This is a genomic window from Actinotalea sp. C106 (genome assembly GCF_023630195.1).
Taxonomy (GTDB): Bacteria; Actinomycetota; Actinomycetes; order Actinomycetales; family Cellulomonadaceae; genus Actinotalea.
The window spans coordinates 1-11167 of sequence record NZ_JALPKN010000091.1 but is presented as its reverse complement, the minus strand read 5'-3'; the positions used below and the strand labels follow the sequence as shown (position 1 = coordinate 11167).

The 11167-nt window shown below is 73.1% G+C and carries 14 protein-coding genes; 6 read left to right on the top strand and 8 right to left on the bottom strand.

From position 1 onward, the window contains the following. From L0B03_RS08235 to L0B03_RS08225, 3 genes are all read right to left on the bottom strand, one after another. Window positions 1-567: CbiQ family ECF transporter T component (locus L0B03_RS08235; RefSeq protein ID WP_250445331.1), on the bottom strand; the 567-nt coding region annotated here is incomplete at its 3' end. Then, a complete protein-coding gene (locus tag L0B03_RS08230; protein WP_250445330.1) occupies window positions 564-1301 on the bottom strand; it encodes an ABC transporter ATP-binding protein in 738 nt (245 codons plus the stop codon). The genes L0B03_RS08230 and L0B03_RS08235, both read right to left, overlap by 4 nt. Before the next feature lie 13 nt (window positions 1302-1314). Next, entirely contained in the window at window positions 1315-1938 is a 624-nt protein-coding gene (locus tag L0B03_RS08225; protein ID WP_250445329.1) for a biotin transporter BioY, read from the bottom strand. Window positions 1939-2118: 180 nt separating this feature from the next. On the opposite strand from L0B03_RS08225, the gene L0B03_RS08220 reads away from it, so the two are divergent. Both L0B03_RS08220 and L0B03_RS08215 read left to right on the top strand, forming a co-directional pair. After that, the gene (locus L0B03_RS08220) at window positions 2119-3717 is read left to right on the top strand and encodes an ABC-F family ATP-binding cassette domain-containing protein (protein ID WP_250445328.1); all 1599 of its coding nucleotides are present in this window, start codon (window positions 2119-2121) and stop codon (window positions 3715-3717) included. 93 nt (window positions 3718-3810) lie between these two features. Then, complete coding sequence (locus L0B03_RS08215) at window positions 3811-4053, top strand: helix-turn-helix domain-containing protein (protein ID WP_250445327.1); 243 nt, start codon at window positions 3811-3813, stop codon at window positions 4051-4053. A 20-nt stretch (window positions 4054-4073) separates the two neighbouring features. Here the strand turns inward: L0B03_RS08215 and L0B03_RS08210 are convergent, their stop codons facing one another. The 3 genes from L0B03_RS08210 to L0B03_RS08200 are packed head-to-tail and all read right to left on the bottom strand — an operon-like array spanning window position 4074 to window position 5546. Next, the gene (locus tag L0B03_RS08210) at window positions 4074-4961 is read right to left on the bottom strand and encodes an SURF1 family protein (RefSeq protein ID WP_250445326.1); all 888 of its coding nucleotides are present in this window, start codon (window positions 4959-4961) and stop codon (window positions 4074-4076) included. Further along, window positions 4954-5154: a hypothetical protein gene (locus tag L0B03_RS08205; protein WP_250445332.1), complete on the bottom strand. Its 201-nt coding sequence runs from the start codon at window positions 5152-5154 to the stop codon at window positions 4954-4956. The genes L0B03_RS08210 and L0B03_RS08205 overlap by 8 nt, the downstream gene beginning before the upstream one ends. A 41-nt stretch (window positions 5155-5195) precedes the next feature. Then, on the bottom strand, window positions 5196-5546 hold the full coding sequence (locus L0B03_RS08200) for a DUF3099 domain-containing protein (protein ID WP_250445325.1): 351 nt from the start codon (window positions 5544-5546) through the stop codon (window positions 5196-5198). A 132-nt stretch (window positions 5547-5678) separates the two neighbouring features. On the opposite strand from L0B03_RS08200, the gene L0B03_RS08195 reads away from it, so the two are divergent. From L0B03_RS08195 to L0B03_RS08185, 3 genes are all read left to right on the top strand, one after another. After that, window positions 5679-6401, top strand: a complete 723-nt coding sequence (locus L0B03_RS08195) for a beta-ketoacyl-ACP reductase (protein WP_250445324.1) — start codon at window positions 5679-5681, stop codon at window positions 6399-6401. A gap of 75 nt (window positions 6402-6476) precedes the next feature. Continuing rightward, window positions 6477-7244: an enoyl-ACP reductase FabI gene (gene fabI, locus L0B03_RS08190; RefSeq protein ID WP_250445323.1), complete on the top strand. Its 768-nt coding sequence runs from the start codon at window positions 6477-6479 to the stop codon at window positions 7242-7244. Further along, window positions 7241-7795, top strand: a complete 555-nt coding sequence (locus tag L0B03_RS08185) for a histidine phosphatase family protein (protein ID WP_250445322.1) — start codon at window positions 7241-7243, stop codon at window positions 7793-7795. The genes fabI and L0B03_RS08185 overlap by 4 nt, the downstream gene beginning before the upstream one ends. A gap of 28 nt (window positions 7796-7823) precedes the next feature. Here the strand turns inward: L0B03_RS08185 and serB are convergent, their stop codons facing one another. Both serB and L0B03_RS08175 read right to left on the bottom strand, forming a co-directional pair. Next, complete coding sequence (serB, locus tag L0B03_RS08180) at window positions 7824-8486, bottom strand: phosphoserine phosphatase SerB (protein ID WP_250445321.1); 663 nt, start codon at window positions 8484-8486, stop codon at window positions 7824-7826. A gap of 17 nt (window positions 8487-8503) precedes the next feature. Next, complete coding sequence (locus L0B03_RS08175) at window positions 8504-9745, bottom strand: glucose-1-phosphate adenylyltransferase (RefSeq protein WP_208053894.1); 1242 nt, start codon at window positions 9743-9745, stop codon at window positions 8504-8506. 69 nt (window positions 9746-9814) lie between these two features. Here L0B03_RS08175 and glgA point away from each other — a divergent pair, with 69 nt between their 5' ends. Continuing rightward, window positions 9815-11020 carry a glycogen synthase gene (glgA, locus tag L0B03_RS08170; protein WP_250445320.1) on the top strand — a complete coding sequence of 402 codons (1206 nt, stop codon included), beginning with the start codon at window positions 9815-9817 and terminating at the stop codon, window positions 11018-11020. The last annotated feature ends 147 nt before the right edge of the window (window positions 11021-11167 follow it).

Here is an 11167-nt window from a genome sequence, read left to right as displayed (position 1 = left end):
GAGGACGGCCCGAGGGTCGCGCTCGAGACCGCGGTCGAGGGCGGCCTCGCGGACCTCGGTGGCGGTCTGCACGAGGCCCCGGACGGCGCGGAGCATGAGGCCGACCGCCAGGGCCAGGACCTCGGGGCGCAGGCCGATCCGTTCGAGGGGACCGAGCCCGCGGACCAGCGTGTCGAGCAGCTCGTCCGCGCGGGTGGTCGCCGTGACGACGGTGGCCGCGAGGACGAGGGTCACCAGGTCCAGGCCCACCTCGAGGCCGACCGCGAGCCCGCGCTGCCACACCTGGTAGGCACCGACCAGCCCTGCCGTCACCAGCACGGGCAGCAGGGCTCGCACGGTCGAGCGCAGGGGCAGACGGGCGCTCACGGCCGCCGCGACGGTGAGCGCGGCCAGTGCGAGGGTCGGTGCGGGACCCGCGAGGACCACCACGGCGATCCCCAGCACGCCGAGCCCGGCCGTCTTGGGTCCCGGGCCCAGCCGGTGCAGCCACGAGGTCCCGGCGTGGAACAGCCCGAGGGGGCCGCTCCATGGCGGCCGTCGAGGTCCCGGCTGACGGCGCCGCCTCATCCGGCGGTCATCCCCGAGGCCATGAGGTCGCGGTAGAGCGCGACGGCCTGCTCGGGCTCGCCGTCGTGGACGACCCGGGCCTGGTCCACGACGAGGACCCGGTCGGCCCGTGCTGCGGCCTCGAGGTCGTGGGTCACGAGCAGGACCTGCTGCGGCAGCCCGTCGAGGAGGTCGTCGACCACCCGGCGCCAGCGCAGGTCCAGCAGGGTCGTGGGCTCGTCGCACACCAGCACGGCGGGCTCGGTGGCCAGGACGCCGGCGAGGGCGAGGAGCTGCTTCTGCCCGCCGGAGAGGGCTGAGACGGGGAGCTCGGCGCGTTCCGCCAGGCCGAACCGCGCGAGGACCCGCCGGGCCCGTGCGGTCCGGTCGGCGCGGTCGAGGCCCAGGCGGCGCAGCGAGAGCGCGACGTCCTCGATCGGGGTGGGCATGACGAGCTGGGCGTCCGGGTCGGTGAAGACGAACCCGACCCGCCGCCGCACGGCCGCCCCGTCGGTCGCGGTGTCGACCCCGTCGACCATCACCCGTCCTGAGGACGGCAGGGCCAGGCCGTTGACCAGCCGGGCGAGGGTGGACTTGCCCGAGCCGTTGGCGCCGATGACGGCGATCCGGCGTTCGGCGAGGGCGCACGTCGTCGGGTGCAGGAGGGTGATCACCTGCTCGCCCCCACGCGGGTCCAGGCCGTCGGGCTGTGCAGGGGCGTAGGCGGTGACGCTGGCCTGCTCGAGCTCGATCACGGCACGAGCCCGGTCAGCGCCGGGCGCGGAGGAGGTCGGGGAACGCGCGGAAGACGGCGGTCGCGACCACGGCCGCGAGGGTGTTCTTGATGACGTCGCCGGGCAGGAAGGTCGCCCCGGCGGTGATGGCCTCGGTGGCGGACAGGCCCAACCGAGCTCCCATGACGCTGATCCCGAGCGGGTGCACGAGCAGGAGGCTCGCGAGGGTGGCCGCCGCGAAGGCGCCCAGCGGCAGCAGGGACCGGCGCACCGCGCTGAGGCGCGTCATGAGGTAGCCGGCCAGCGCGGCCGCGAGGGGGAAGGCGAGCAGGTAGCCGAGGGAGGGTTTGCCGAGGACGGCGAGCCCTCCCGTGCCCCCGGCGAAGATCGGCAGGCCGGCGAGCCCGACCGCGAGGTAGAGCAGGACGGCGAGGGCACCGCGTCGGGGCCCCAGCACGAGGCCCGCGAGCATCACCCCGAAGGTCTGCAGCGTGATGGGCACGGCCATGCCGGGCATGACGATCGCGGGCAGGATCGCGCACACGGCGATGAAGGCCGCGAAGGTCGAGACCAGGGCGAGGTCGGTGGTCGCGGACCTCGCCGCGACGACGGGGCGGGCCGGCTCGGGCGTGGTGCCCTCGTCGGGGACGGCGGACATGGACGCTCCCTGGTCGTGGGGGACGGATGGGCTCGGGCGCCCCGAGCCGCGGAGGCGCCTCGGGGCGTCCGCGCGGCGGCTCGGAGCAGTCGCGGTCGGTGGTCACGCTAGCCGGTCGTAGGATGGGTGGCGTTTGTGCCCGTACACAAGAGCGCCGGGTGCCTGTCGGAGGATTCCTCAGTGCTGACCGCTCATGACCTCGAGCTGCGCGTCGGCGTCCGCGAGCTGCTGACGACGACTTCCTTCCAGATCGCCGCCGGCGACCGGATCGGGCTCGTCGGCCGCAACGGCGCGGGCAAGACGACCCTCACCAAGGTGCTCGCCGCCGAGGGGCAGCCCTCGGCCGGCCGGGTGGTGCACACCGGTGAGGTCGGGTACCTCCCGCAGGACCCTCGTACCGGGGACCTCGAGGTCGAGGCCATGGACCGGATCCTCTCGGCCCGAGGCCTCGACGTCCTCGTGCGCCAGATGCGGGACACCGAGGGCGAGATGGCCAGCGCCGACGACCACACCCGTGACACCGCGATGGACCGGTACAGCCGGCTCGAGGAGCGGTTCACGGCGGCAGGCGGGTACGCGGCGGAGAGCGAGGCGGGGCGCATCGCGGCGAACCTCGGTCTCGACGAGCGCATCCTCGGCCAGCCCCTCGGCACCCTCTCAGGCGGACAGCGTCGACGGGTCGAGCTCGCCCGGATCCTGTTCTCCGGGGCGGACACCCTCATGCTCGACGAGCCGACCAACCACCTCGACGCCGACTCGATCGTCTGGCTGCGCGAGTTCCTGCGCGACTACTCGGGCGGCTTCCTGGTGATCAGCCACGACACCGACCTCATGCGCGCCGTGGTCAACAAGGTCTTCCACCTCGACGCGACCCGGGCAGAGCTGGACCAGTACAACCTGGGCTGGGACGCCTACCTGCTCCAGCGCGAGACCGACCAGCGCCGCCGCAAGCGTGAGCGTGCCAACACCGAGAAGAAGGCGGGCGCGCTGCTCGCCCAGGCCGACAAGATGCGTGCCAAGGCTTCCAAGGCGGTCGCAGCCCAGAACATGATGCGACGGGCCGAGCGGATGATGGCCGGCCTGGAGGACGAGCGCGTCGCCGACAAGGTCGCCAAGCTGCGCTTCCCGGACCCGGCGCCGTGCGGCCGGACCCCGCTGACGGCCGAGGGGCTGAGCAAGACCTACGGCTCTCAGGAGGTCTTCACCAACGTCGACCTCGCGATCGACCGTGGCAGCCGTGTGGTCATCCTCGGCTTCAACGGTGCGGGCAAGACGACGCTGCTGCGGCTGCTGGCGGGGGTCGAGCAGCCCGACACCGGTGAGGTCGTCCCCGGGCACGGGCTCAAGATCGGCTACTACGCCCAGGAGCACGAGACCCTTGACGCGAGCCGGACCGTCGTCGAGAACCTCCGGCACGCGGCCCCCGACCTGACCGACACCCAGGTGCGGTCGGTGCTGGGCTCCTTCCTGTTCTCCGGGGACGACGCCGACAAGCCCGTGCGGGTGCTGTCGGGTGGGGAGAAGACCAGGCTCGCGCTGGCGGCCCTCGTGGTGTCCGCGGCGAACGTGCTCCTGCTCGACGAGCCGACCAACAACCTCGACCCCGCGAGCCGGGCGGAGATCCTGAGCGCCCTGCACGGCTACGCCGGTGCGGTCGTCATGGTGACCCACGACGAGGGGGCCGTCGAGGCCCTGGCACCCGAACGAGTGGTGCTATTGCCCGATGGGGACGAAGATCTGTGGAACGACAGCTATGCCGAGCTGATCTCGCTCGCATAGCTCGTCCTGATCGGGCCTGCGCGTCCGGTCCGGCCAGGACGGTCGCCGGGGCCCGTCCCGACGACGTCCCGGACCGGCGCCAGGAGGACGACCATGGACCAGAAGCTCCCCAAGGGGTCACGGATCACCGGTGAGGGTCGACAGGACCTCACCGCGCGGCTGGTCGAGCGGTACAGCCGCGGTGAGAGCATCCGATCCATGGCCGAGGACATCGGCCGCTCCTACGGGTTCGTCCACGGGGTGCTGGTCGAGGCCGGCGTCTCGATGCGGAGCCGCGGGGGAGCGACCCGGGGTGCAGCGGCTGAAGCTCGCCGAGCAGGTCTGCGCGAGTCCTGACCTTCCGCCCCGAGGTCGTCTCAGACCTGCTGAGCGTCCAGCAGCGCGTCCTCCTCCTCGTCGTCCACCGTCGGGCGACGGCGTCGGCGGGCAGGACGGCCTGCCGGAGGCTCTCCGGCGGGCCTGACCCCGTCGTCCTCCATCTCGGTCGCACGCTCGCGGCGGAGCAGGACGACTCCGCCCCCCAGGGCTCCGAGGGCGAAGACCCACCACTGGAACGCGTACGACAGGTGCGACCCCAGGTCGGTCGAGGGCCGGGCGAGGGCGCCCAGGTCCATCGGCGGGTCCCCGTTCTCGGTCATGAGGGAGCCGTAGGCCCCGAGAGTCGCGTCGGCGGTCCACCGACCGCCACCGGCCTCCCGGACCTGGTCGACGGAGATGGCGTGGACCTGTCCCGCGGGGGCGTCGCGGGTGGCCGGGGCCTCGTCGGCCCGCAGACGAGCGGTGATCTCGACGACCCCGGCGGGGGCCGCGGGTTCGAGGGCGGGTCCGGTGCCCTCGGCAGCGGTCGGCACCCAGCCGCGGTCCACCACGAGGACCTCCCCGGCGAGCGGCCCCGAGGCGATCTCGACAGGGGTCAGCACGTGGTAACCGGGCTGGCCGCCCACGGGGCGGTTGCGCAGCAGGACCGTCGACTCGTCGTCGTAGGTGCCCTCGAGGGTCACCGGCTGCCACACCGCGTCCCCGGGCAGCGGTTCACCCTGGGTGAGGACCTCGGCGACCGGGAGAGGGGTGGCCTCGTAGTTGCTCCGGACGATCTCGACGGCGGCGCTCCGGTCGGCGTGCCGGTTCCACTGCCACAGTCCGGCGGCGACGCAGATGGCTGCCACCAGCACGGCAACGCCCAGGACGGCCACGGTGCGTCGCAGGTCGGGCCCTGCGGGGGTCGGGGCTGCCGGCTCAGCCATCGCTGGGGGCGAGGTCCTCGACGCGCACGGTGTCGCGGTGGAAGTCCCGGGCGGAGAGGAACTGCTCGAGGTGGGAACGGTGGTCGTCACAGGCCAGCCACACCTTGCGCCGGTCGCTCGTGTGCAGACGAGGGTTGTTCCACCGCAGGCCCCAGGACGCACCGCTGCGGCAGCCCCGGGCGCTGCAGCGCATCTCCTCAGGGGTCGGCCCGGCCTCGGGCTGGAGGAACCCGCTCACCCGCGACGCCCCTCCTCGGTGCCCAGGCCGGCCAGCGGCGGGGCGGCGGGCAGGCTGGGGGGCGGGACGTAGCTGCCGGGGTCGGTCCCGCGCTCACGCCCGGCGTTGGCCAGCAGCACCGCGATGTAGGGCAGGACCACCGCGGCAGCCAGCAGCACCCAGCGGATCCAGTGGTCGATGAGCACCGCGGCGAGGAAGCACACCACACGGATCGACATCTGTGCGAGGTACCGCTGCGACCGACGGGTCAGGTCGTCGGTGAGGGACGTGGGCGCGGCAGTGATCCGCTGGACCTCGTCGTCGGACCGACGGTCCCGCGGAGCGTCGCGCTCGTCCCGGTTCCTCACCACACGAGTCTAAACACGCGCACGGCCCGATCCCTTCCCGCTCCGGAGTCCGGGCCGTGGGGGCGCCGTCCGGCCGCGGTCGGCTAACGTCGGGGCCGACCGTCCCCGGCCCACCCAGTTCAGGAGACCTCCGTGCCCGAGAGCACCACGACCCCGCGCAGCGTCCTCGTGACCGGTGCCAACCGCGGCATCGGCCGCGCGATCGCCGAGCGCTTCGTGGCCGCGGGGGACCGCGTCGCGACGATCTACCGCAGCGGCGACCTGCCCGAGGGAGTGCTGGGCGTCGTCGGGGACATCACCGACACGGCCGCGGTCGACGCGGCCTTCACCGAGGTCGAGGCGGCGCACGGTCCGGTCGAGGTGCTCGTCGCCAACGCCGGGGTCACCCGGGACCAGCTCCTCATGCGGATGAGCGACGAGGAGTTCGAGCAGGTGCTCGACGTCAACCTCACGGGCACCTTCCGGTGCGTGCGCCGGGCCTCGAAGGGCATGATCCGCCTGCGCCGCGGCCGCATCGTCCTCATCTCCTCGGTGATCGGTCTCTACGGCGGCGCGGGCCAGGTCAACTACGCGGCCTCCAAGGCCGGGCTCGTCGGCATGGCACGCTCGATCACCCGCGAGCTCGGGGGACGCGGCATCACCGCGAACGTGGTCGCCCCGGGGTTCATCGACACCGCGATGACGGCGGCCCTGCCCGAGGACCGCCAGACGGCGTACCGTGCGGCCATCCCCGCGGGGCGCTTCGCCCAGCCCGACGAGGTGGCCGGAGTCGTCCAGTTCCTCGCCTCGCCCGACGCCGCGTACATCTCCGGGGCCGTGATCCCGGTCGACGGCGGCCTAGGCATGGGGCACTGACGGCGCGGCGCACCACCATCCTCGGCACCGACCTCTCGACCAGCACGACCGACACGCTCCACGAAGGGAACCACCATGGGTCTGCTCGACGGCAAGAAGCTCCTCGTCACCGGGGTGCTCATGGACTCCTCGATCGCCTTCCACGTGGCGCGTCTCGCGCAGTCCGAGGGGGCCGAGGTCGTCCTGACCTCCTTCGGTCGGCAGCTGCGGCTGACCCAGGCCATCGCCAAGCGTCTGCCTGAGCCGGCCCCCGTCGTCGAGCTCGACGCGACCTCGAGCGAGGACCTCGACGCCCTCGCCGACCGCGTCCGTGAGCACACCGACCACCTCGACGGGGTCGTCCACTCGATCGGCTTCGCCCCCCAGTCCGTCATGGGCGGCAACTTCCTCGCGGGGGAGTGGCCCGACGTCGCGACCGCGATGCAGGTCTCGGCCTTCTCCCTCAAGGCCCTGACCGTGGCCGCCCAGCCGCTGATGGTGCGCGGGTCCGCAGTGGTCGGCCTGACCTTCGACGCGCGGTACGCCTGGCCGGTCTACGACTGGATGGGCGTCGCCAAGGCGGCCTTCGAGTCGACCGCGCGCTACCTGGCCCGCGACCTCGGCCCCGAAGGCATCCGGGTCAACCTGGTCTCGGCCGGTCCGGTGCGCACGACCGCCGCCAAGTCGATCCCGGGCTTCGAGGCCATGGAGAGCGGCTGGCCCGAGCGCGCTCCGCTCGGCTGGGACGTGCGCGACCCCGAGCCCACGGCCCGCGCGGTCGCGGCGCTGCTGTCGGACTGGTTCCCGGCGACCACCGGCGAGATCGTGCACGTCGACGGCGGCTTCCACGCCATGGGGCTGTGACCGCCTCGGGCGAGGGGGCGCCCCGGCGCCTCGTGCTGCTGCGGCACGCCAAGGCTGAGGCGACCGGCGGTACGTCAGACGAGCTCCGTCCGCTGTCGCTGACCGGCCGGCGCCAGTGCGCGCAGGTCGGGGCCCGACTGCTCGAGTCCGGCCTGGTGCCGGGGCACGTGCTCGTCTCCTCGGCGCTGCGTACGCGCCAGACGTGGGAGCTGCTCCGCGTGGCCCTCGGCGAGGACGCCTCCCCGGTCGTCGAGGTCGAGGACCTGCTCTACGAGGCTCGGACGCACGACGTGCTCGAGCTGGTGCGCGGCGTGGACCCCGAGGTGCGCACGGTGCTCGTCGTGGGCCACGAGCCGACCATGTCCGCGACCACGGCGGTGCTTGCTCGCACGCCCGACGCTACGGGCGACACCGACACCGACACCGGCCACCTCGCCCAGGTGCGGACCGGGTTGTCGACGGCGACCTTCGCGGTCCTCGAGGTCGAGGACTGGGCCGGGCTCGGACGGGGGACGGCCACGCTGCGCGAGGTGATCCGGGCCGCCGACTGAGTCCTGCAGCTCGGCGAGAGCCTCCCGGTCACGAGGGCAGCCGGCGGTCGATCTCCTCGAGCACGGCGTCCAGGGGCTGGTCGAGAACCGCGACGTCGGCCTGCGCGCAGACCACGGGCTTGGCGTTGAAGGCGATGCCCAGGCCCGCCAGGGCGAGCATGGCGAGGTCGTTGGCCCCGTCGCCGATCGCGATGGTCCGGGCCAGCGGGACCTCCTCGGCAGCGGCGAGCTCGCGCAGCGCCGCAGCCTTGGCCTCACGGTCCACCACGGGCCCGTGGACGCGACCGGTCAGGTGCCCGTCGTGGACCTCGAGCCCGTTGGCTCGGACGAAGCCGATGCCGAGCTCCTCGGCCAGGGGCTCGACGAGCTCACGGAAGCCGCCCGAGACCAGCCCCACCGGCCAGCCGCGTCGGTGCAGCTCGGCCATGAGCCGACGCGCCCCGGGGGTGAGCTCCATCTCGGTGCGCACGGCCGCGAGGACCTCGACGGGCAGCCCGGCGAGGGTCGCCACGCGGGCGTGGAGGGACTCGGCGAAGTCGATCTCGCCCTGCATCGCGCGCTCGGTGATCGCGGCGACCTGTGCCCGTGACCCCGCGTGGGCCGCGAGCATCTCGATCACCTCACCGGTGATGACGGTCGAGTCCACGTCGAGCACGACGACGTGGCGAGGACGGTCCTGGGTGGTGGGCACGCGGGAAGGGTAGTCGGTCAGTCCTCGACGACGGTCCCCTTGGGCACCACCGTGATCCCGGACTCGGTCACCGTGAACCCGCGGGCGCGGTCGTGCTCGGCGTCGATCCCCACCCGGGCGCGCTCGGAGACCACGACGTTCTTGTCCAGGATCGCGTGGTGGACCTGGGCGTGGCGGCCGACGGTCGCGCCGTCGAGCACGACCGAGTCGCTGACCGAGGCCCACGAGTGCAGGTAGACCCCGGGGGAGAGGACCGACCCGGAGACCGTCGCCCCCGAGACGATGACCCCGGGGGAGACCAGCGAGTCCGAGGCGTGACCCAGACGCCCCGGTCCGGCGTGGACGAACTTGGCGGGAGGCAGGCCCGAGTAGCCCGTGAACAGCGGCCAGGCGGTGTTGTAGAGGTTGAACACCGGCATCACCGAGATCAGGTCACGGTGCGCGTCGTAGTAGGAGTCCAGGGTCCCGACGTCGCGCCAGTACTGGCGGTCGCGGTCGGTCGACCCGGGCACGTCGTTCCGGATGAAGTCGTAGACGCCGGCGGTGCCCTTCTCGGCGAAGTAGGGGGCGATGTCCCCACCCATGTCGTGCCGGGAGGTGGGGTTGTCGGCATCGCGGGAGACCGCCTCGACCAGGGCGTCGGCGTTCGCGACGTAGTTGCCCATCGAGGCGAGGATCTCGTGCGGGGAGTCCGGCAGGCCCACGGGGTTGGCAGGCTTCTCGCTGAAGCCCGTGATCCGCTCGGGGTCCTCCGCGGAGGTCTCGATCACCCCGAACTGGTCAGACATCTCGATGGGCTGGCGGATGCCCGCGACCGTGAACTCGGCCCCGGAGGCGATGTGCGCATCCACCATCTGGTCGAAGTCCATCCGGTACACGTGGTCCGCACCGACCACGACGACGATGTCGGGACGCTCGTCCGCGATGATGTTGAGGCACTGGAAGATCGCGTCGGCGCTGCCGAGGTACCAGTGCTTGCCCACCCGCTGCTGGGCGGGGACCGGGGCCACGTAGTTGCCCAGCAGCGGGGACATGCGCCACGTCTTGGCCACGTGACGGTCCAGGCTGTGGGACTTGTACTGCGTGAGGACCACGATCTGCAGGTACTTGGAGTTCACGAGGTTCGACAGCGCGAAGTCCACCAGCCGGTACATGCCGCCGAACGGCACCGCGGGCTTGGCGCGGTCCTGCGTGAGCGGCATCAGCCGCTTCCCCTCGCCGCCGGCGAGGACGATGGCCAGGACTCGAGGGGCTCCCATGGGTCGACCCTAGGGCTGCGGGGCCCGCTGAGCCAGACGGGAGGCCCGCGGGGCGCTAGCGTGTCGCTGGTGCGAGTAGATCTGCTGACCAGGGAGTACCCGCCTCACGTCTACGGCGGCGCCGGGGTCCACGTGGCCGAGCTGAGCGCAGTGCTGCGCGGGCTGGTCGACGTGCGGGTGCGCTGCTTCGACGGGCCGCGTGAGGAGGAGGGGGTCGACGGGTACGCCGTTCCCGCCGGCCTCGAGGGCAAGAACCCCGCGCTGGCGACCCTCGGGGTGGACCTGCTCATGGCGGCCGACGTCGAGGGTGCCGACCTGGTCCACTCCCACACCTGGTACGCGAACCTCGCCGGCCACGTCGCGGGGCTCCTGCACGGGGTGCCGCACGTGGTCAGCGCGCACAGCCTCGAGCCCCTGCGGCCCTGGAAGGCCGAGCAGCTGGGTGGTGGCTACGCGCTCTCGGGCTGGGCCGAGAAGACGGCCTACGAGGGCGCCGCCGGCGTGATCGCGGTGAGTGCCGGTATGCGCGCGGACATCCTGCGCTGCTACCCGCAGATCGACCCTGCGAAGGTCCACGTGGTGCACAACGGCATCGACCTCGACGGGTGGCGCCGTCCTGAGGGGCCCGAGGCGATCTCCGCCGCCGACCAGGTCGTGCGGTCCCACGGCATCGACCCCGACCGCCCATCGGTGGTCTTCGTGGGGCGCATCACCCGGCAGAAGGGTCTGCCGTACCTGCTGCGCGCGGCCGAGGCCCTGCCTCCCGAGGTCCAGCTGGTCCTGGTCGCCGGCGCGCCTGACACCCCGGAGATCGCCGCCGAGGTCAGCGGGCTCGTCGCGGACCTCCGCGCGCAGCGCGACGGCGTGGTGTGGATCGGCGAGATGCTCTCCCGCCCGGACCTCGTCGCGGTGCTCTCGGCCGGCACGGTCTTCGCGTGCCCCTCGGTCTACGAGCCGCTCGGCATCGTGAACCTGGAGGCCATGGCCTGCGGCCTGCCGGTGGTCGGCACGGCGACCGGGGGCATCCCCGAGGTGGTCGACGACGGCACGACCGGCCTGCTCGTCCCCATCGAGCAGGTGCAGGACGGCACGGGCACCCCGGTCGACCCGGAGCGGTTCGTCGCCGACCTCGCGCGGACCCTCACCAGCCTGGCCCAGGACCCCGAGAGGGCTCGCACCATGGGGGTCGCGGCACGCCGCCGAGTCGAGGACCACTTCTCCTGGGGTGCGATCGGCGAGCGGACCCTCGAGGTCTACCGCACCGTCCTGGGCTGATCCTCGGGCTGACCGAGCCGCGGCTGCCCCAGGGTCGCGGCCGCGGCGGCGCGTCGGGCCGCGTGGTCGACGTGGCGTAGGGCCGCCGACCGTTGGTCCGCCTGCCACAGGTTCACCGCGCCGCCGTCGTCCGCGGTCGCGAGGGTC

Bases quoted from the DNA above. Each gene is read 5' to 3' on its own strand.
- L0B03_RS08205 (WP_250445332.1), bottom strand. From the start codon at position 5,154: ATGCGCTGCAGCGCCCGGGGCTGCCGCAGCGGTGCGTCCTGGGGCCTG.
- L0B03_RS08175 (WP_208053894.1), bottom strand. From the start codon at position 9,745: ATGGGAGCCCCTCGAGTCCTGGCCATCGTCCTCGCCGGCGGCGAGGGG.
- fabI (WP_250445323.1), top strand. From the start codon at position 6,477: ATGGGTCTGCTCGACGGCAAGAAGCTCCTCGTCACCGGGGTGCTCATG.
- L0B03_RS08225 (WP_250445329.1), bottom strand. From the start codon at position 1,938: ATGTCCGCCGTCCCCGACGAGGGCACCACGCCCGAGCCGGCCCGCCCC.
- L0B03_RS08215 (WP_250445327.1), top strand. From the start codon at position 3,811: ATGGACCAGAAGCTCCCCAAGGGGTCACGGATCACCGGTGAGGGTCGA.
- L0B03_RS08210 (WP_250445326.1), bottom strand. From the start codon at position 4,961: ATGGCTGAGCCGGCAGCCCCGACCCCCGCAGGGCCCGACCTGCGACGC.